Below are 20,437 nucleotides of genomic sequence, written 5' to 3'. Positions count from 1 at the left end.
ACATGTGAGCTGTTTAGTGCCAGAAGCAGACATTGTTAAGTCCGCATTACATTAACTAGAGAGGAGAAGGTCAATGCTCATAGCTCGGTGAGTATGATTTTTAATGCATTATTAAAAATGTAAAATTTACAATCGCTCTAATCCCGCACCATTCCTGCTTTCACATTTATACCTTGTCCTACATCAATAGAAATGAAAACTTCGTTAATGAAAATCACAAGATATTGCGTATAAAATACGTAAAAAGCACCACATGTAGTAGGTTTGATTTACTGTACGCATTCCCTGCATATGGTTTACCTTTACTTTACATAGTACCAATACAAGGAAAAAACACATGCCTTATCAGGTTAGTACTGCTTTCGATAGCCTCATGAACAACTTTGTCAATCTAGACGCAGATGATACACGCAACGGAAGAAGAAGCCGTGACTGGTTAGTCGATGAGCAGCTGACCAGTTTTCCAGATAAAGATGATAAATTCCCACTGTTAAGCAGTACGCCTAAAATGTGGTTTGGTTCATTCTCCAGAAGAACAAAAATTCGTGAACTTGATGACATCGATATGATGATTGTCATGCATGCTGAAGGCAGCACATACACTCAAAGCGGTAAAACCTTCTATATAACTCCGGGAACAAATTCCCGTTTCCAAAACTATTTGAACGAAACCGGTGAGTGGGTAAATTCACGCAGAATCGTCAACAAATTCGTTTCTTCGCTAAAAGCTGTACCTCAATACTCCGCCGCTGATAGTAAACGTCAAGGAGAGGCTGCCACTCTCAATCTTAAATCCTATACATGGAATTTTGATATTGTTCCAGCCTTCATCACAGCACCAGACAGCTATGGGAACACATTTTACCTGATCCCAGACGGCAACGGTAACTGGAAACAGACCGACCCGCGTATTGATAAAGACCGTGCGACTAGAGTGAATCAAAAGCATAATGGTAAGGTATTGAACGTAATTCGTTTAGTTAAGTATTGGAAGCGCAAGCGCGGCGTACCTGCAATTGGCTCATATTTGCTCGAAACTATTATGCTAAACCACTATGACGAACTTAATAAAGATTCCATGTCAGAATATCTCGATGTCGAATTTTCAAATGCTTTACAAGTATTAGCTACTGCAATCGTCGGTTATGTTGGCGATCAAAAAAAATTCCAGGGTGATATAAATCATTTAAGTTCAGAAGAGCAGAAAAAGGTGCAAGAAATGGCACTTGAAGATGCCAACAATGCGAAAGAGGCTCTATCGATTGAATTTTCTGATCCCGAAAAATCTGGAAAGTTATGGCAGAAAGTGTTAGGTAAAGATTTTCCAGTAGGAAACGCATAATGAACGATTTCTATGAAAAGCAAAATGAGCCTCATATGCTCAAACTTCTTGCTGGGCAGCGTCAGATCTATTCTGATGTCAAAGCTATTCTAATGAAAGTTTTTTTCGCGGGGGTTGTTGTCCCATCAATACTTTCATTAATTTTCTTTGTAATGAGTTTTTATCCAGGTCATACGGGGCCTTGGATAAAAACACTTCTTACTATCTATGGGGTAGTATTTTTCATTGTTAACCACTTCATAATGGAGCATGTAAGTAACTGTAAGAAAAAGGCAGCGCGTATTCAGGAGGAGTATGATACCAGTTTGTTTAACATGGAATGGAATGATATCGTTACTGGTAAAAAAATACCTATTTCTGAAAGTCTAGAGTATGCCCAAAAACACTTAGCTACTGAAGGCGATCATCGCCTCCGCAACTGGTACCTTAATGCTCCCATGAGCGTTTCTGCTCCGTTAATGGTAATGCTCTGTCAAAGTAAGAACATGGGATGGGATGCAGGTCTAAAAAAGAAAACTTCAACATTCCTGAGTGTTATTTTAGCGCTGAACATAATTATGTTTGCGATAACATTTATTTTCACCAATCCAACATATCTACAATTTGTTGCATTTGTAGCAATATTGCTTCCGATTTATCAATTTTATTATCGATACGTTAGTGATAATAAGAAATCTGTCGCCCGCGCAGATGAACTTCGCATACTTGTTGAGAATGCGCTAAGGCAAGTAGCAAAAGAGCGCGCTTACGACAAAAAAGCGCTAGATAAGCAGTCGCGTTTAGTTCAGGACCAAATCTTTAACTACAGGGCAACAGGGAATCCGGTACCTGATTTTATGCATAAAAGTAATCGGGCTAAAGACGAAGAACGATACGATCGGATTTTCGAAGAATATTCTTCACAATTAAAAGGCATTGCAACGCCATCTTAGTAGTTCTTTGACTAATTATTTATATTTTGATGGTTATAATGTGCAGGAATAAAGTTATGAAACCTATAGTCAGAAGAGTGCTGGCTTAAGGCTTAAAACACGGAAATGTCAAAAGTAGGTGGAACTAAAATAGATGTGTTTACACTTCCCCTTGGTCAACTCACCGTGATTTGAAGGATACTTAATCAGTGATGAGAGGGACTATGAAAGTCCGCTCATCGCTCAGACCAGCCGGTCAGGCTTAGTTATGTTCTACCCAACGAAACCTGTTAGTTCAAGTCTGAGCTAATGCCTCTCAATTAAACCTGACTGGTTCCGAAGTTTCTAAAGTCAGTAATGAACTCCTTGGTATTCATTTTAGCCAGATACGTCATGCGTAATAGGAAATCAAAATAATTAGAATGACGGGCTAGAGCATCTCGTCTATCAAATCGAAATACGGGGTTCTCTGGAAAGTTAACTAATGGTGCATAGTCTGGTTACCCTAAGCCAATAGCACTACACCATGCTCGTTGTATTCTAGTCGCCATATTATTGGCATCATCTTGTAAATAGTTGCCTAAATAGCCGTATATATCTCGATTAAATAACAAAACTAAATGGTAGTGAGGATATTCACTTTCATTACGTTCTCTTACCCAAGCATAATAAGGGAGTACTGGTGTACCCGAACGCCCCGTACGATGATGTGCTGCTCTCAGTTGGCTTTTCAGTGACTCGATAAAGCGGGTAATGGCCCGTTCATCTGTGCGTTGAAAACATACCGGCATATCTGGGGCATCAGGAATATGATCCTGAGCGAATCGTAAATCAACTCGGATTGCAAATACTCGGTTATGGTGTTCTAGTGTATTCTCAACCACTGCCAATAATCGACGAAGGATATAATACGATATCGAGGAATCATAGCGATCACTCGCGATAGTTATCAGTTGATCCAATTCTGTTTTAGTTAATGCATAAGCTGACATTTTTATTACCTTACTATCATAGAAATAGTGATATCTGTATTCGTGTTTAAGTACCTATCGCATCCATAACACAGTGAGTTATAGACACAATAGGTACGGTGATTAAATAAACATTGCTTTGTTGATTGATAGGTGTTATTGTTATAGATTAGTATTGTATTTAGTAAGATGGTATATATTACCTATACCGATATCATTCCATTTAATAAAAGACAGACTCAACCCTCCCCAAAGCCGCAATAAACCTCGCTTGGTGATATAATCCTACTCATTGATATTATTAAAAATAACTCTGAAGTTATCCTTATCTTGGTGAGTTATTGAGTATGAATACTCCTCTGCTACTCAACGGAATATTCAATCGTTCGGCTAGCTTTTCAGGTGTCATTCTTGCCCCCATAAACTTGACATAGTTAATCCCATTTTTTTCGAATAATTGAACTTTAGCTTCCTGCTGTAGTTTTTCTAATGCAGGCCGCAAACGGTCAGAGCGTCTCAGTGAATAGGGACCATTTTTAATGATGTCATTTCGCCTAAAATCATAAGATTTATTACTGACAAGATGCTCCTCCAACCATAACAGGAGTTTTTCAGCATCACTGACTTCCTTAAAATCATCTATTTTTTTGATAAAATGATTAAGATGCCACTGAGTAATATAGACTGCCGACTCCAGCGTTTCCAACGTAACAACAGTGGAATCGGGTGTCATAAACATTTGCATCACCCCAGCAATTCGAGAAGCATGCTCCATAAAGCGCGATGCGTAATCATCATAAGCATGTAATTCCCCACCAGGCTCCATCATCTTTTTAACAGCTTGATAATAGCCATTCCACGCCCCTTGGGCATCGAGTGCTAAAGTAATACAATGGCGTTCTTCGTCATTTTCCCGACGTTTTATTCCTTTTTGTAAATGGTTTATCAACGTAGCCGATAAATCTGCTAAACTTAATTCAGTTGAATGTGAAACTTTTTTTATCTCACATAATTGCTGAATTTGATCTAGATCCACTAATAAGCTGCGAGCTAAAAAACCTGAACTCTTTGCTTTCTTTCCTTTTTTATCCATAAAGCTGTCAAATAACGCTGGCTGGACCATGAGTAACAGACTAAAACGGCAATCTTTGATGACATAGTTATCTCTAGATGCTCGGCTTACCGATTTCCCCTCTGCGCACCAAAGCGAATTTAGTAATGGTGTTTTTCGCAATAAACTACTTTCAAACAATTCACCCGCCTCATCTGACATCAGCGACAATACGGGATATCCATCCCCCAACTCCTGAGCCAGACCTTCACTTGTTGAATCATTGATTACTAAACGTTTTTTTATTGGCGCTACTGGTTTTTGAACAAGGCACTCTTCTAAATTCAAAAAAGCTTCATTCACTTTTATTCCCTGATTCAGCGCTTTTTGATAGCATTTATTCAATGCGCTAAATTTTACATTCCATAGCACCAGACTCCGCTCATAATTATCTCTTTCAATATAAAAATCCTGTTCGAGTTGTTGCTCAAATTCTGAAATTGCTTTTGTGAGCAGTTTATAAACAGTAGATTTTCGGCACCCCGACCTCGCCAAAACAACATGATAAAGTGACAGTGGATATTTTCGTCCACTTATCGGTTCAATATCAAAGCTATCCTGACACGACAGGGACATCACACTTAACAGAGTAGGCAAAATAATTTCAGCCGCCGCTCCTGTTTTTATATGTACTTGCTCAATCATGCGTTGAAAATAATCTGGTAATTTCTCTATGTTTAAATATAACTCTTCATTTTTTTGTGACATTTCATCCGCCTTATTGATTAAACCATTCTTGAAGTTAACCATTTTTCAACTGAAGCGTATTGCCAGCCAACTGATGATGCACCAAGTTTGATCGGTTTAGGAAAATCTGGATCGTAGTACTTAGAGCGAGGGTTCAATTTTTCATAAATGCTCGATCTGGATATCCCTAGCATTACCGTTAACTCTGTCATACGTAAAATACGTATAGGCAAATTATTCTGATTCATATTTTCGTTTAGATGATGCATTTGATTCTCCATTGATTCACGTTCTTAAGAGATATTCATTTTCCACATCATCTGGCAATATGTCCTCGTAGAAAATTGGAAACCAACTGGAGAATGTCATGTACACCCATATTTTTGCTAATATCATGTTAACAGCCTACGACATAACAGTTTTAAATAAGGAAAGAGCAGAAAAAACCAACACAAAAGAAAGGAAAAGTAAAAATAAAAAATATAAAACGCTAAATCTAGCTAACCAGAGAAAAATTGAAAATTTTTCATTACATCAAGATTTTTTTGCAAAAACAGGTAATCTGAAAACGCAGGAATATGGTGATGACAACATCAATACTAAAGAAACTTATCAAAAATTGATTAATATCATCGATAGCAAAGCAGTCTTTACTCAGACAGAAAGACAGATGTTTTTCTATAAATATGAGCAACTGTATAACGCATTGATTGCTCAATACGTTGTGTCTAATTTAGAAAAAAAAGAAATATTAAGAAAATATACAAAAGCCACCATACCCGCCATTGTGGCATTAGATATGTATAAAACGCTGAGTCTTTCCGTCGATAAATAACAATTACATTTTTACAGTCATATCCATCATTTTATACTGAGTGAATACTACGACAATCATCACAATAATCTCGAATCGCTCTGTAAAGGGGTGAGGGCCTATCTCAAATACTACATCAAGACATTAGCGTTCAACCCCATTGTTAATCTTTTTGAAATTACAACCTCAATTAACAACATAAGAACCTCATCATTCACAACAATTTGTAACATCGATACGATTATTGATGCTTGCAAAAAAGAAGCGAGCGAGATAGGTAAACCACACGATACCCAATTTGAGCAATTGAGAGTCGCTTATACTTCTCTTAGTGTCCTGCTCGCCTTTCAAAAAATCACTCACCTACTGACGCCACTTGTATCAAATTATAAAAAATTACTTGAAGATAAACTTGAAGCGCCAGATCCTCTCTTCTATTTAGAACGGTATCTTTACCAAAATGTTAAAAATGATCCTGTTTTTTTGGGAGAAGATGCACTGTATGAGTATATCGAGGTGTTAATTTCTCACGAGAAAATAGATATCCCTAGTTGTGAAGATGACTGTGATTGCGGCCAAGGCCCTGAATGTGAGTGTCAATGGGTAATCCCCCCGTTTTTAACCGAGGTTATAAGTAGAATCAGGTCATTCGTTGTAGATGTTGCATTGGGGTATAGCCATTCAACGCCATGTTCGGCCGTTCGTGATTATAAAACCATTGCCACCGTGTAGCATAGTCTTGTAATTCATCCAGTGATGAAAACAAGTATTGCCCTAACCACTCATAGCGGACTGTCCGATTATAACGCTCAATGTAAGCATTTTGCTGCGGATTACCTGGCTGGATAAAGTTTATTTTGATATCTTGCAGATTAGCCCATGATATCAATATATTACTGGTGTACTCTGGCCCATTATCACAGCGTATGGAAACCGGTTTTCCTTTCCACTCAATAAGTTGCTCTAGTACTCTTACAACCCGACTCGCCGGCAGGGAAAAATCCACTTCAATAGCTAATGCTTCACGATTAAAATCATCGATGATATTCAATAAACGGACTGAGCGCCCATCCGACAGTTGATCATGCATAAAGTCCATTGACCAACATTCATTGCTCGTTTCGGGTACCGTCAGTGGCTCGGGCTTATCCCGTTTTAGGCGTTTCTTCGGCTTTATTCGCCTGTTCAGTGACAACGCACAATAAATTCGGTAAACCCTTTTGTGGTTAAATCTTAAGTTTTTTACGTTTCGAAGGTATAAAAAGCACAAGCTAAATCCCCAGTTGCGCTGGCTATCAGTGATGCGTATCAGCCAGTCAGCTATTGCTTCATTTTCTTTACTCAGTTTAGCTTGATAACGATAGCAACTTTCGCTCACTACAAATAACTGGCAGGCAAAACGTACGCTGATATTCCGTATTTTGACAGCTTCTTGCGCCATCCGCTTTCGATGCGATGGCTTCACCACTTTTTTGCCATAGCTTCCTGAATGATCTCAGCTTTCAACCTTTCTTCTGCATACATTTTTTTGAGGCGGCGATTTTCCTCTTCCAGTTCTTTCAAGCGGGTCATCATGGAAGCATCCATCCCACCAAAGCGTGAGCGCCACTTATAAAAACTGGCGTTGCTCATACCATGTTCGCGGCACAGTTCAGAAACAGGCGTTCCCGCCTCAGCTTGCTTAAGGATGGTGATAATTTGGCTATCGGTAAAACGTGCTTTTTTCATAGAGATCTCCTCAGTTCAGATTACGAGAAAATTCTACTTATTAATACACCGATTTTTCGGGGGGATTACCAATGTATCCCTAGTTATTGTTACGGTATTCTTAATATTCTAGAAAACTTTATATTTGAAAATAAATCTCATCTGCCTTTACCTACTCTTGTACCCTCCATAAACTTATCTGAGTTTTCCCTAAAAAAAATAAGCATTTTTGAATTATCATCATACTTAGATGAGCTCTGTGACGAAGTGCCATCTCTTAAATTATACAAAGAAATCCCTTATATTCTTGAGCTACTTTACGCTAACGAGTTAGATAACATAAGAGAGGTTATTAACGAAATCTCATTTGAAGAATTCCCATTAGGTTTTTTTACATCTACACTCGCTATTATCAATCTCGCATTAAAGATAAAGTTTGAACCAAAATCGATTCGATACGGGTCATTACTCTCCTATATCAATCCTATTTTAACAAATCAAGGTGTATATACTGAATATATCATTGTTACACCCGACATTAAAAATTCCACTCAGTCAGTTTCTGATATAGAAGAAAACCCTGTAATTAATGATCCCAACAACCAAACAGTTCTGCATTCAATCATGATATATAATAGAATGATAAAAAAAATGATTATTTATGATAATGATCACTCCGAGCTCATTGCCCCACAATCCGTTTATGGGCTTCTCGATTCGGTTGAGCTCGCCCTTAAAAAATTAAGGGAGGCTTTTTTTCAGGAGAAAATGTTGCTTACAGATAAAGAACTGGCAAGCCTTATCATTCAAAATAAAGTATTAACGAAACATGAAACCAATGATAATCTGATAGGTATACTCAATGAGGCTACATTATATAATTGCCTTGGTTGCCTTTCTTATTTATATAAAAATCTAGCGGGTTATGGCGAATCACTTCCAAACATATTATCATTTACAGGAATATCAAAAGATGAACATGAAGAAAGAGAAACATTACGTCGCGCATTACTCATCGTGAAAGAAAAACAGACTAATAAAGATAACTAAACACCTTCACTCTTATTCATGTCAATCAATGCACCTGCAACAGCTGCTACATGTAGCAGCTGTTGCAGGGTATACCTTCTATTTTAAATTTTATTGGCTAGTGGGCGGCCCGTTAACTTGTTATTAATTCGTTTTATGATTTTTAAGTTGGGCAATACCTACTTGATGGCAGGGAGGAATATTATAGAGCAAAAAAATATCATCGAGTTACGCAACTTATCTTATCAATTTGAATTATTGCATTAGCTAATTCCTGAGTATGTTTTGTATCGAGTTGATGGAGGGATTGGACGCGTTCTTGATAATCTTCATTGACTTTGACTTGTTCGGTCAGCTCAACAAGCAATTCGGAATTCTTAGTGTTTAACTCACCTATCCTTTCGTGTTGTTTCCACATTCCCCATATGGCTAGGCTATAGTCAGTACTAGAAGCTGCTTAGGCAGGTAGTAGGCGCTATCTGCCTTTTAAAAGGGTTCCACTGATAGCCGCAATCCTCGTCTGTTAGGGAATAGTCTGATACGAGCTTACCAATATCATGGAACAAAACGCCGAAGGCCACAGCAACACGCCACCTTGGTTCAAGCTCTTTTTTCTCAACAGGTCTGCCACTGAAAGCCTCTGTCCTCACGGACAGAGGCTTTTTTGCTTTTAAATCAACCTAAAAGTCAGCCTCTTATAGCCTAAAGTCTTTGAGTGACTAGATGATATATCGTGTAAGCTACTGATAGATTTTCAGTTTTCTGCTCCTAGGTCTGCATATTGTACTTTTCCTCTTACTCGACTTAACCAGTACCAACCTAGCTTCTCAACGGATTTATACCATGGCACTTTAAAGCCAGCATCACTGACAATGAGCGGTGTGGTGTTACTCGGTAGAATGCTCGCAAGGTCGGCTAGAAATTGGTCATGAGCTTTCTTTGAACATTGCTCTGAAAGCGGGAACGCTTTCTCATAAAGAGTAACAGAACGACCGTGTAGTGCGACTGAAGCTCGCAATACCATAAGCCGTTTTTGCTCACGAATATCAGACCAGTCAACAAGTACAATGGGCATCGTATTGCCCGAACAGATAAAGCTAGCATGCCAACGGTATACAGCGAGTCGCTCTTTGTGGAGGTGACGATTACCTAACAATCGGTCGATTCGTTTGATGTTATGTTTTGTTCTCGCTTTGGTTGGTAGGTTACGGCCAAGTTCGGTAAGAGTGAGAGTTTTACAGTCAAGTAAGGCGTGGCAAGCCAATGTTAAGCTGTTGAGTCGTTTTAAGTGTAATTCGGGGCAGAATTGGTAAAGAGAGTCGTGTAAAATATCGAGTTCGCACATCTTGTTGTCTGATTATTGATTTTTGGCGAAACCATTTGATCATATGACAAGATGTGTATCTACCTTAACTTAATGATTTTGATAAAAATCATTAGGGGATTCATCAGCACTTAGTGTGGCTTTTTTTACGTAAAAATAAATTAGCACAATAGGTGCCTTAAATTAATGATTAATCATTCAATGGTAACAACTAAGAACCTATCTCAATAGGACTTTATTCCAGACAATGGTACCAATATTGCAACGCCCAGGAAAAACTAATTGGTATTGGCCTATAAATACAACAATCTTAAAGTGATAATTGTAATTAACTTGTAGATGTGAACTGTATTTCATATAAAATATTCTACAGTTAGGGCTTAAAGTCATAACTAATTGAATTATAAGCAATTAAACTGTATTCGTGTGAATAATCATAAAAAAGGTGAAGCATTGTGGGCATATTTAAATCGATTTGGGATTTTTTTGGTCTTTATCAGACTAAGAGCCTATCTCAATAGGAGGTAAATTCATCACCTTACCCAGCCATATCGATGTTTAAAAGTCAGGCTGTATAAGGTTTTGGTTACAATAATATATTTTTTATGCGGTAATTAATCCCTATTGAGATAGGCTCTTAATCCTCCCCGTAACATCCCCGTCTAACCTTGCCGTTCAATCGCATTATACGAACCGTAATAGGACCGTTATTTTAGATTTGGTTATTCATATTCAGAGTAGATAAACTATTGATTTACTAGGTAACGCATATTTGCGTCACGGTAACTTATTAGCATCTACAGATTGCAACAAAATATCATTTAATGAATATGGGCGACTAATCACCCATATTGCCAATGAGGTATCAAGCAAACCTATTTATTTTTACTTTTTTTCCAAATTATAAAATGAATAATCCCTAAACCACCGTGACCATAAATATAAATCTCAATTAAAATTGTGAGTGATTTATGAATACTTCTAGCCTCTAAAGCAAATGGAGACTGCTGTAACCATAGAAAAAACCATGCAATACCAGACAAAATAACAATTGATAAAGCACCTAACCCTAGCCCTTGAACTGTCGCGGCAAGCCCTTTAGGTGAGCTGTCTGGTAGCTTTTTAGCTAAAAGAGAGTTTATATCTTCTTTGATTTGCTTAAAATCCCCCCAGAGATAGGGATAAAAATATCTAAACCCTCTCTGGTGAAAACATAACACGACTAAAAATAACGTTAAGAAAAAAAGCACAAAGCCTGAAACGATATGAATCCAAGTAAATAAATAAGTCTCTTCAAAAAATGGAATAACTACTGACTTAGTACCCGTCATCCAATTACTAACAATGATTTGCGATATCACTAAGAGTAGAATTAACATATGTAAAATTCTTATTCTTTTAGAACCTATCCCAAAAGGAATTGTCAGATAATACATAATGATAATTTATGAGGGCAACGTATGGTAGGTAATAAGTGGCAAATCAGTGATGAACTCTGGGAGAAAATGGCTCCTCTCATCCCGGAGCATAGAACTCAACACCCGCTGGGTACGCACCGCAAGCGGGTTGATAATCGCGCTGCAATGAACGCCATTTTCTTCGTACTCAGGACGGGTTGCCAGTGGAATGCGCTAAATGCCACCGGTATATGCTCGTCAAGCTCTGCTCATCGCCGATTTCAGGAGTGGCGGGATGCTGGCGTATTTGAACGCTTCTGGCAAAACGGGTTGCTTGCTTGCGAACAGTTGGACGCTATTGACTGGTCGTGGCTGTCGATGGATGGTTGTATGACCAAATCACCGCTGGCAGGCTCAAAAAAACAGGCAAGAACCCAACAGACCGAGGGAAACGGGGCGTAAAGCGCAGTCTGATGACTGACGGGAACGGGCTTCCGCTTGCACTGGTTGTCGCTGGAGCAAATACGCACGACATAAAGCTGGTTGCGGATACGCTCGATGCCCTCCAGACGGGCAGACCGGGCAAGAGGCTCCGGTTGTGCATGGACAAAGGGTATGAAGCGGAATGGTTGGGAGCGTATCTGAAAAGTCGTCGCTATGAACCTCATATCCAGTCACGGAAGGATGAATCAGAAGCCATCAAAAACACGGATTTTAAGGCCCACCGCTGGGTTGTAGAGAGAACACACAGTTGGATGAATCGCTACCGTCGTGTCCTGACTCGTTGGGAGAAGAAGGTCGAGAATTATGAGGCAATGCTGCATCTTGCCTGTGCCATCATTGTCTGGAATAAAATCCTATTGGGATAGGTTCTAAATAATACAACATTTAAAAATTCATTAAATAAAAAGTCATCACTTAATTAAAGATGACTTTTTATCTTAATACCATTCAAGCAACAAGTTACTGCATCGGATTATTTCCAGAAATTAACCTTCAGCAGATAGTTTTAAAAATAACGTTTATCAGACCGCATTATAATTTTAATTAATACCCAGAACCTTAATTCATAATCAAGTCACAATATTTATCTACTGTATAGTAAAATTATCAGGTTTGTATTGATGTTCTAAATATTTTCCAGAATATGTTATCCCTCTCAGGCTTAAGACTACGAAAAATGTAATGTATGCTAAAGCCTTTTCCTCATTAAAAAACATCATTACTTGGTCAAATACATCCAAAAGTCAGCGAAATTTTTACATTCTGTAGACATTGTTCCCGTTTCTTCCTCTTTTTCACACCGTGAGAGTATGTCACCATTCATAAGCACATTTTGTAAAAGAATATTGACCTCATCTTCACAATTTGCTGGCTCAGAATGTTTTTTACAAATACTATTTATTCTAGATAAATAATCATCATATCTATCTGTAGCGCCTAATACAGTACTACTCAATGATAATAGCATTGATATCACTAACCATCTTTTCATATCCATCCCCTTTGGTTTAATTCAAACTCTAATTCAATCATAACTATAAGGCTATAAAAACCTATTTAAAAGAAATTATTATTATAACTCACATATAACAAATAGACCTTCAACAACTTCACTGATTATCTTTATCTTCGAAACGTGTTTGTAGACTCACTTTAAAAATAATGAATATTCATTTTCAATAGGCTATGATGAGAAAAAGTAATAATTATTTTTTAGCTATATATCCATACAAATATTAAAATTAATTTCATATAACGACTCGAATACATCCCCATTCTACCATTATTACTAACATAGCCAGATCTATTAATCAGTATAAAATACACCATTCTTATTATCACTCACAGAGCATTTAAAACGTATTAATAGTGCGACTCTGTTGATAAACTATTACAATAAAAAATAATACGGTGATGATATACATGCTACCTCCTGCTAATTTTATTACTTTAACCAGCGAAATGGTTGAAGAGTGCGCAAAACTTTACTGTGAAACCTACAGCTCTGCTCCTTGGTTTGAACAATGGCCATCACATCACCCCATAATTGAGTTTATTACCCATCATTTAGGTAATAATTATTTTATGGGTTATGTTATACAGGTAGAAAAGCGCATTGTTGGTGCTTGCCTTGGTTTTAAAAAACCATGGAATCAAGGGGTTGAATACTATATTGATGAGCTATTTATTCATCCTGATTTTCAGGGTAAAGGGCTAGGCAGTGCATTTATGCAATATATCGAACAGCAATGCGTTACATGCAACCTTAACGCTATTATTCTAAATACTGAGAAAGGTTTTCCATCGGAAAGTTATTATCGCCGTAATGGTTTTACAGTGCATGAAGGCTTAATTATTCTATCCAAATGGATGACGACTGATAACCATAAAACAAAATAGTCGCTCGACAGGCCTTATCTCTCTTTCCGCCCACCATTAAAAATAAACTTGATTGTGAATAATGGTGGACAAGAGGATCAGTCAATATAGAAATACTTTAATTTATTTTTATATACCATATAAAAACGCATAAAAGTGGTCATACCTAACCCGCATACTGTGCTATACCTGTATAACCTTTACCTTGATGTAGTTTATCGACTTTGCCAGTTGCTAAAGTGACCTGATAAACCCCGCCAAGTAAATCGGCAATATACATCAATTGAGCACTTTTATCGTACGTTAAGCCGATAGTTTCGTTAAAACCTCGGCAAATCACTCGATAATTAGCCAATCCATGCTCTGTCATTTCCGCACAATTTAGGCTATTACCATTTGGCTCCCCGCCCCTATCTGTCCAATACAGAATTTGCTTTTCTTCATCAATTAATAGGTCAATAGGCTCGGGAAGCTTGTCGAGTAATAATTCAATATCTTTCCTATCGGATGGATGATAATTGGCTTTTGGCTGTAATGGCACTCGAAATAAACGACCTAGCCCACCTTTTGCAGTACCTTTTTGTGTCCAATAGAGCCAATTATTTGCAACATCGAGGGCAATTCCCACACATTGGTCTAATATATCGACTTTACCTTGATTATTGCGTGGTCGTTCAACGTGAGTTTGTAAATCGGATCCATCGGTTTTGCATGAACTAATTTTCCCTCCTTCTCGGTCGCACCAATATAATCGTTGTGATTGTTGCTCAAGTTGAAGCTGTTTTGGCGTTCTGATTTGACCATTGCCTATCAGCATCTTTCTGGCTGTTCCATCAAAATTCATCACATTGATAGAGCCGTCATCAGCATCAAAGTCATCTCCCATATTACTCCAGTAAATCAAACGTCTTACAGGATCAACATCTATACCATCAGGCGTACCACCCAACCCTTCAACGAGGTTGTGAGTCTCCCTCGTTGTTTTATTAAACTGTGTTATTGCAGGGGTGATTATATCGAGTAGCAATAAATAAGGCTGAGAAAATTCGTTAGTTTTCATCACTGTTACCTCATCATACATTTGATTAATTTTACGTTTTAAATATAGATGGTTAATCATTGATTAGCTAACTAATAGTTTCGAATTAAATTATTTCTTAAGGTTTAGCGGGGTTACGGGTGATACGATAACTTATCTCTAGGCTCAACTTATTGAGTATAAAAATAAAACGATGAATTTTGATATAAAAAAGGATAAATCTTAGGTGTAATACCTTAGACGAGTTAAGGTTATTGGGTTTTTGTTTATATTAAAAGCAATCTTAAGAAAAAATTAATTATAAAAGCAGATTTATTAACAATAGCCCTCATATTTAATATCTATTTATGTTTAAAGAAATATAATCTTCAAACAATTTCAAATTGTAAAAAAATATTAAAAATAACATAAAGAATGGTTGGCGACTCATATGAAAAAAGTCGAATATTTACTCAAAAAACTACGTTCGGTAGTTATCAGCGATAAGCTCTATCTCACTAATAAGTTTAGAAAAAAAATCGGTTATATCCCTAATTTTGATACTCCCAAAAGCTTTAATGAGAAAGTCAATTATCGGATGATATATGACCGAAATCCGTTATATACACAATTAGCCGATAAACTGGCAGTCAGGGAATATGTTTCTCGAAAAATTGGGGAACAATATTTAGTACCAATTTTAGCCACCTATAATGACGTTAATGAAATCAATATTGATAAATTACCAGAACGTTTCGTATTGAAATGTAATCATGATAGTGGTAGTAGTGTTATTTGTGTCAATAAAGCACAATTTAATCTACAAAAAGCGAAAGACAAGCTTTCATTTCACTTAATGAAAAATTTGTATTACATCACGCGTGAATGGCATTATAAAAATATTAAAGCCAAAATAATTTGTGAATCATATATTGACCTATTTGCGAACAAAAATAGGAAACTCGCACCTGAGATCTGTCGTATCCACTGCTTTGCAGGTAAGCCAATGTATGCAGAAATCGACTATAGCGATGAGTTGGGTAATAAATTTATTAATATCTACGATACGCAATGGCAGCTGCAACCCGTGACATTTGGTTCCCCAAATATGTTGGAACCCGTTGCTGAACCACCATTATTCCAAGATATGCTAAGGTTAGCTCAGCGGCTTGTCAGCCCTTTTGACTATTGCCGCGCTGATTTTTTGATGTCAGAAGACACATTATATTTTAGTGAACTGACATTTGCACCGAGTGCTGGTCGTACTGTCATCCGGCCTTTATCATGGGATTTTCGGTTAGGAGAAATGTGGCAACAACGCATTGTTGGAGAAACAGGGAATATTGAGGTTGGCGAAACATTAGCGACAGCGTCTTTTAATAAGAAGAAAAAATAGAACTTTTAAATGGAAAAAGCCGTGTTAGCTCAATGAGTAACACGGCTTTTGCTTAATTTTCTTAAATTTATAGCTAGTTTGCCAATACACCCGCTTTACGACGCACACTGGCAATAAGCATATAAATTGTTGTAACCGTTAATACAATAAAGAAGAAGTTAACCAAACCATTGTGTTGCTCTAAGAAGGTTCCAGCGACTAATGGACCCACAGCAGATCCCACGCTATAGCTAAACAACATAACTTGAGTTGCCGCAACAATATAAGAAGAATCTAAATTGTCACAGGCCAACGTAATCGCAATTGGGTATAGTGCAAACGAAGACATCCCCAGCAGCGCCAATGCGACTATCATCACAAGGTAATCGTTAGAGATATAAATAATCCCCATTGCAAATACCCCCAGTAATGACACCATCGCTAACAGCAACGTTTTACTCATCATAATTGACAGTTTACTGACGACTGGCTGGATCAGCATACCGCCTAGAATAATTGATGCCATCAACACACCCACTTGTTGAGTGTTAAATGGGCCATTTTTTAATGATAAAGGCATTAACCCATAAATTGTTCCCATCAAAATTCCGGATGTCATACAACCAATCATTGCAGGCTTACTGAGACGAGCAATTTTTTTCAATGATAGTTTTTGATGCGAATCACATGCTGGTTGCCCCTGACGAAATAACAGTGGTGGTAAAACGGCAAGCAGTAATAGCCCAAGCACAACCATAAATGGATAAGCGCCTTGAGTGCCAATAACACCAATAGCCAACTGCCCCAATGTGGTTCCACCATAAAGAGATGTCATATAAAAACTGAGGCGTTTCGCTCGCTCTTTAGGGCTGTCACCAATCAGGAGCCACGATTCAACAACCACGAAAATCCCAGCGACGGCAATCCCCGCAATCAAACGGTTTGGTAACCAAGCAGAAATGTTCGGTGTCCACGGCAAAATAACCACGGTTTCCGCCAACATTAATAAAAAAGCAATAAATGAGAGACGATGACCTATTTTAGCAATAATAGGTTCGATCATCATTGACCCAATTAATAAACCAATATAGTAGGCACTAGCTAACCAGCCCGCATAACTTGTATCGATATTAAAGCCACCCATTGATAATGGGATAAGGCTCATTAGATACCCCGAAGCAATTGCAAAAATGGTCAAGCCCGCGACAGGTACAAATGTACTGTCTTGTTTGCGCATTAATGTAGAGGCCTGTTTCACGACCTACTCTCCCACTGACAAAATAAATAATGACTCGCCATCATTCAAATAACAGCATTGTTGACTGGGTTTATTCGCACTAGTCACATTGTTACTTAATGCACTTAACCATTCAGACTTGGCCAACTAACTACAGATTGAATTATTTTGAGTCTCTGCGCTGCATTCATCGGGGGGCCACGCGGCAATATTGAGTACCTAAAAGATACCCAGTCCGGCGACTAGTGCAGGTGTTTAAATAAAATGGTAAGACTAATTTGGCGGCAATATAGAACTTTAATGGGGTAAATTAAAATGAGAAAAACTAATGCTCACTAGTAAAAATATTTATGTGAGAAAAATCACAATTTTTCTTGGGAAAGTGTTGTTGGCCGCAAAGGCAATAAAAATAAAAATACCTTTTAAAACAACGAATTAAAAGCAAGCCCTTCAATAAAAGCAATAGCACTGATTGATTGAATTTTAACCACAATCGTATTGATAAATTTTATTGGTTATCTATTAAAAAATATTTTATTACAATATTGTGCTGCGCCATTTGATCATTAAAGATACTTAGAACCTATCCCAATAGGATTTTATTCCAGACAATGATGGCACAGGCAAGATGCAGCATTGCCTCATAATTCTCGACCTTCTTCTCCCAACGAGTCAGGACACGACGGTAGCGATTCATCCAACTGTGTGTTCTCTCTACAACCCAGCGGTGGGCCTTAAAATCCGTGTTTTTGATGGCTTCTGATTCATCCTTCCGTGACTGGATATGAGGTTCATAGCGACGACTTTTCAGATACGCTCCCAACCATTCCGCTTCATACCCTTTGTCCATGCACAACCGGAGCCTCTTGCCCGGTCTGCCCGTCTGGAGGGCATCGAGCGTATCCGCAACCAGCTTTATGTCGTGCGTATTTGCTCCAGCGACAACCAGTGCAAGCGGAAGCCCGTTCCCGTCAGTCATCAGACTGCGCTTTACGCCCCGTTTCCCTCGGTCTGTTGGGTTCTTGCCTGTTTTTTTGAGCCTGCCAGCGGTGATTTGGTCATACAACCATCCATCGACAGCCACGACCAGTCAATAGCGTCCAACTGTTCGCAAGCAAGCAACCCGTTTTGCCAGAAGCGTTCAAATACGCCAGCATCCCGCCACTCCTGAAATCGGCGATGAGCAGAGCTTGACGAGCATATACCGGTGGCATTTAGCGCATTCCACTGGCAACCCGTCCTGAGTACGAAGAAAATGGCGTTCATTGCAGCGCGATTATCAACCCGCTTGCGGTGCGTACCCAGCGGGTGTTGAGTTCTATGCTCCGGGATGAGAGGAGCCATTTTCTCCCAGAGTTCATCACTGATTTGCCACTTATTACCTACCATACGTTGCCCTCATAAATTATCATTATGTATTATCTGACAATTCCTTTTGGGATAGGTTCTTACTAGGATTAATTATCTTTTTTATTCATTTTTATAATTGAAAATCGTATTTATCGGCAATTAACGTCGTTTGAATTAATTTTGTTCGTTTTCCTGCTTTAATCTCCGCCATAATGTTGTGCGGCTTATTCCTAAATAACGTGCAACGGCTTGTCTATCCCCTTTAAAATAATCCATCACCTCAGAAAGTGAGGCACCGACTTGCTTAGCTTGTGTAAAATCCGCCGTCACCGTTTCACGTTCAGGCGATAAACTTACCAACATCGTTTGCGTAATCGCTTTATCTGGATATGCGCTGCAATATAACGCCACTCGTTCCATTAAGTTGCGTAATTCACGCACGTTACCCGGCCATAAATAGTGCTTAAAAAAATCACGGCAACTAAATAGTTGCTGAACTCTAAATGCGGGCAGTGATTGTTGTAAGCCAGCAAATGCCAGTTTTAGTAGCCGCTCTGCTAGCATATAGATATCCTCTCCGCGTTCATGTAATGAAGGTACTTTCATGCGTAAAACACCCAGTCGATAAAATAAATCGGCTCTAAAACGCCCTTCTTTTACCCAATTATCAAGGTCACAGTGGGTCGCACAAATGACACGGACGTTCACCTGTAATGGGCGATATCCGCCAATACGTACCACCGTCATTTCTTCCAATACCCTTAACAACCGAGTTTGCAACGCTAATGGCATTTCCCCTATTTCATCTAAAAATAAGGTGCCGCCATTTGCCATTTCAAATAAACCTGCTCGCCCTCCACGCCGAGAGCCAGTAAATGCTCCTTCTTCATAGCCAAATAGCTCTGCTTCTAATAAATTTTCAGGGATAGCACCACAGTTGACAGCAACAAATGGCATAGGTGCCTTTCTTTTATGCTGATTAAATAATCGATATTCATGATGGATAGCTTGCGCCACCATTTCCTTCCCTGTGCCACTTTCCCCTTGAATTAACACTGTTGCCTCAGAGCGCGCGTAAAGCATAATCTCTTGGCGTACTCGTTCCATTAAAGGGGAAGCACCAATTAAGTCATTGATTGTATGTCGTACCTTGGTTGTGTTTTCTGGCTGATAACCGATTGGTGTGGTTTTTTGATCGTAAGAAATGCGACTTAATTCAATAGCATCGTAAAAAGCTTGGCGTATTGTTTCGGTTGAATAAATAAAGATCCCCGTCATTCCCAACTCTTGGGCAAGATCCATAATCAGCCCTGCACCAACAACCACATTGATCCCCATGGCTTTTAATGACTTTAATTGCGCCCTCGCATCCTCTGCGGTGATATAGCTACGTTGTTCAATGCGCAAACCAAAGTTTCTTTGAAACTCATCTAATGAAGGGATAATTTTTTGATAATTAATAATGCCAACTTTATGACTGATCTCACGTGCTTTCGCGAGCGCTTGCATCACATCGAATCCACTGACTTTAACGATGATCACCGGAACCGATACGTGACTTTTTAAGTAAGCGCCATTTGAACCAGCACTAATTATTGCATCACAATGCCCGGTTTTGAGCCGTTCACGCACCTCTTCTGCCGCCTGCTCAAACCCCATATTGAGTGGTGTTATCTCCGCTTGAGCGCTAAATTCTGGGCTGATATCACGAAATAGTGTAAATAATCGAGAGACAGAAACTGTCCAAATAATTGGTTTTTGCATAAGTTTGATCCTGAAACC

The 20,437-nt window shown here is 38.6% G+C and carries 14 protein-coding genes and 5 pseudogenes; 7 read left to right on the top strand and 12 right to left on the bottom strand.

Going from position 1 to position 20,437, the window contains the following annotated elements; all coding sequences use genetic code 11:
- Nucleotides 1–337 precede the first annotated feature (337 nt).
- Together M1E93_RS06875 and M1E93_RS06870 are read left to right on the top strand one after the other, a co-directional pair.
- On the top strand, nt 338–1,342 hold the full coding sequence (locus M1E93_RS06875) for a nucleotidyltransferase (protein WP_206090229.1): 1,005 nt from the start codon (nt 338–340) through the stop codon (nt 1,340–1,342).
- Nucleotides 1,342–2,274, top strand: coding sequence for an S-4TM family putative pore-forming effector (locus M1E93_RS06870; protein WP_196547111.1), 933 nt, complete (start codon nt 1,342–1,344; stop codon nt 2,272–2,274). Before M1E93_RS06875 ends, M1E93_RS06870 begins: the two co-directional genes overlap by 1 nt.
- 299 nt (nt 2,275–2,573) lie before the next feature.
- On the opposite strand, the pseudogene M1E93_RS06865 reads toward M1E93_RS06870, so the two are convergent.
- The 3 genes and pseudogenes from M1E93_RS06865 to M1E93_RS06855 form a co-directional block, all read right to left on the bottom strand.
- A pseudogene (locus tag M1E93_RS06865) lies at nt 2,574–3,245 on the bottom strand (inovirus Gp2 family protein).
- A 304-nt stretch (nt 3,246–3,549) separates the two neighbouring features.
- Nucleotides 3,550–5,043 carry a YfjI family protein gene (locus M1E93_RS06860; protein ID WP_426207224.1) on the bottom strand — a complete coding sequence of 498 codons (1,494 nt, stop codon included), beginning with the start codon at nt 5,041–5,043 and terminating at the stop codon, nt 3,550–3,552.
- 17 nt (nt 5,044–5,060) lie between these two features.
- Nucleotides 5,061–5,303 (bottom strand): AlpA family phage regulatory protein, encoded by a 243-nt coding sequence (locus M1E93_RS06855; RefSeq protein ID WP_144140233.1) that lies wholly within the window; start codon nt 5,301–5,303, stop codon nt 5,061–5,063.
- An 86-nt stretch (nt 5,304–5,389) separates the two neighbouring features.
- Here M1E93_RS06855 and M1E93_RS06850 point away from each other — a divergent pair, with 86 nt between their 5' ends.
- Nucleotides 5,390–5,857, top strand: a complete 468-nt coding sequence (locus M1E93_RS06850; protein ID WP_426207223.1) for a hypothetical protein — start codon at nt 5,390–5,392, stop codon at nt 5,855–5,857.
- A 619-nt stretch (nt 5,858–6,476) separates the two neighbouring features.
- Here M1E93_RS06850 and M1E93_RS06845 read toward each other — a convergent pair.
- Nucleotides 6,477–7,564, bottom strand: a protein-coding gene (locus M1E93_RS06845) for an IS3 family transposase (protein ID WP_426207013.1) whose coding sequence is annotated in 2 segments (ribosomal slippage) — nt 6,477–7,312 and nt 7,312–7,564 — 1,089 coding nt in all. Because the reading frame shifts where the segments join, the coding sequence is not laid out codon by codon here.
- Between M1E93_RS06845 and M1E93_RS06840 the strand changes: the two genes are divergently transcribed.
- Nucleotides 7,535–8,593 carry a hypothetical protein gene (locus M1E93_RS06840; protein ID WP_426207014.1) on the top strand — a complete coding sequence of 353 codons (1,059 nt, stop codon included), beginning with the start codon at nt 7,535–7,537 and terminating at the stop codon, nt 8,591–8,593. The genes M1E93_RS06845 and M1E93_RS06840 overlap by 30 nt on opposite strands.
- A gap of 431 nt (nt 8,594–9,024) precedes the next feature.
- Here M1E93_RS06840 and M1E93_RS06835 read toward each other — a convergent pair.
- The 3 genes and pseudogenes from M1E93_RS06835 to M1E93_RS06825 form a co-directional block, all read right to left on the bottom strand.
- Nucleotides 9,025–9,204, bottom strand: a pseudogene (locus M1E93_RS06835) (TraI domain-containing protein); the annotation flags it as partial.
- Nucleotides 9,205–9,257: 53 nt separating this feature from the next.
- Nucleotides 9,258–9,917, bottom strand: a pseudogene (locus M1E93_RS06830) (IS4-like element ISVsa5 family transposase); the annotation flags it as partial.
- 854 nt (nt 9,918–10,771) lie between these two features.
- Nucleotides 10,772–11,332 carry a cytochrome b/b6 domain-containing protein gene (locus tag M1E93_RS06825; RefSeq protein WP_426207222.1) on the bottom strand — a complete coding sequence of 187 codons (561 nt, stop codon included), beginning with the start codon at nt 11,330–11,332 and terminating at the stop codon, nt 10,772–10,774.
- Between the two features lie 24 nt (nt 11,333–11,356).
- Between M1E93_RS06825 and M1E93_RS06820 the strand changes: the two are divergent.
- Nucleotides 11,357–12,162: pseudogene (locus tag M1E93_RS06820) on the top strand (IS5 family transposase).
- A 353-nt stretch (nt 12,163–12,515) separates the two neighbouring features.
- Here the strand turns inward: M1E93_RS06820 and M1E93_RS06815 are convergent.
- Nucleotides 12,516–12,788 carry a hypothetical protein gene (locus tag M1E93_RS06815; RefSeq protein WP_258002943.1) on the bottom strand — a complete coding sequence of 91 codons (273 nt, stop codon included), beginning with the start codon at nt 12,786–12,788 and terminating at the stop codon, nt 12,516–12,518.
- 431 nt (nt 12,789–13,219) lie between these two features.
- On the opposite strand from M1E93_RS06815, the gene M1E93_RS06810 reads away from it, so the two are divergent.
- Entirely contained in the window at nt 13,220–13,696 is a 477-nt protein-coding gene (locus M1E93_RS06810; RefSeq protein ID WP_426207221.1) for a GNAT family N-acetyltransferase, read from the top strand.
- A 145-nt stretch (nt 13,697–13,841) separates the two neighbouring features.
- On the opposite strand, the gene M1E93_RS06805 is transcribed toward M1E93_RS06810, so the two are convergent.
- Nucleotides 13,842–14,735, bottom strand: a complete 894-nt coding sequence (locus M1E93_RS06805; protein WP_426207220.1) for a hypothetical protein — start codon at nt 14,733–14,735, stop codon at nt 13,842–13,844.
- Nucleotides 14,736–15,144: 409 nt separating this feature from the next.
- Between M1E93_RS06805 and M1E93_RS06800 the strand changes: the two genes are divergently transcribed.
- Nucleotides 15,145–16,089 (top strand): ATP-grasp fold amidoligase family protein, encoded by a 945-nt coding sequence (locus M1E93_RS06800; protein WP_141173661.1) that lies wholly within the window; start codon nt 15,145–15,147, stop codon nt 16,087–16,089.
- Between the two features lie 73 nt (nt 16,090–16,162).
- Here M1E93_RS06800 and M1E93_RS06795 read toward each other — a convergent pair whose 3' ends face one another.
- From M1E93_RS06795 to prpR, 3 genes and pseudogenes are all read right to left on the bottom strand, one after another.
- On the bottom strand, nt 16,163–17,305 hold the full coding sequence (locus M1E93_RS06795) for an MFS transporter (RefSeq protein ID WP_426207281.1): 1,143 nt from the start codon (nt 17,303–17,305) through the stop codon (nt 16,163–16,165).
- Between the two features lie 583 nt (nt 17,306–17,888).
- Nucleotides 17,889–18,649: pseudogene (locus tag M1E93_RS06790) on the bottom strand (IS5 family transposase).
- Between the two features lie 180 nt (nt 18,650–18,829).
- A complete protein-coding gene (gene prpR, locus M1E93_RS06785) occupies nt 18,830–20,419 on the bottom strand; it encodes a propionate catabolism operon regulatory protein PrpR (RefSeq protein WP_004921616.1) in 1,590 nt (529 codons plus the stop codon).
- Nucleotides 20,420–20,437: the final 18 nt, after the last annotated feature.

Source organism: Providencia sp. PROV272, assembly GCF_049901975.1.
Classification (GTDB): Bacteria; Pseudomonadota; Gammaproteobacteria; order Enterobacterales; family Enterobacteriaceae; genus Providencia; species Providencia stuartii.
This window is presented reverse-complemented; position numbering and strand designations above follow the sequence as displayed.

Excerpts from the sequence above, each read along its gene's own strand:
- M1E93_RS06875 (WP_206090229.1), top strand. The coding sequence starts at position 338 with ATGCCTTATCAGGTTAGTACTGCTTTCGATAGCCTCATGAACAACTTT.
- M1E93_RS06870 (WP_196547111.1), top strand. The coding sequence starts at position 1,342 with ATGAACGATTTCTATGAAAAGCAAAATGAGCCTCATATGCTCAAACTT.
- M1E93_RS06860 (WP_426207224.1), bottom strand. The coding sequence starts at position 5,043 with ATGTCACAAAAAAATGAAGAGTTATATTTAAACATAGAGAAATTACCA.
- M1E93_RS06855 (WP_144140233.1), bottom strand. The coding sequence starts at position 5,303 with ATGGAGAATCAAATGCATCATCTAAACGAAAATATGAATCAGAATAAT.
- M1E93_RS06850 (WP_426207223.1), top strand. The coding sequence starts at position 5,390 with ATGTACACCCATATTTTTGCTAATATCATGTTAACAGCCTACGACATA.
- M1E93_RS06825 (WP_426207222.1), bottom strand. The coding sequence starts at position 11,332 with ATGTATTATCTGACAATTCCTTTTGGGATAGGTTCTAAAAGAATAAGA.
- M1E93_RS06815 (WP_258002943.1), bottom strand. The coding sequence starts at position 12,788 with ATGAAAAGATGGTTAGTGATATCAATGCTATTATCATTGAGTAGTACT.
- M1E93_RS06810 (WP_426207221.1), top strand. The coding sequence starts at position 13,220 with ATGCTACCTCCTGCTAATTTTATTACTTTAACCAGCGAAATGGTTGAA.
- M1E93_RS06805 (WP_426207220.1), bottom strand. The coding sequence starts at position 14,735 with ATGAAAACTAACGAATTTTCTCAGCCTTATTTATTGCTACTCGATATA.
- M1E93_RS06800 (WP_141173661.1), top strand. The coding sequence starts at position 15,145 with ATGAAAAAAGTCGAATATTTACTCAAAAAACTACGTTCGGTAGTTATC.
- M1E93_RS06795 (WP_426207281.1), bottom strand. The coding sequence starts at position 17,305 with ATGCGCAAACAAGACAGTACATTTGTACCTGTCGCGGGCTTGACCATT.
- prpR (WP_004921616.1), bottom strand. The coding sequence starts at position 20,419 with ATGCAAAAACCAATTATTTGGACAGTTTCTGTCTCTCGATTATTTACA.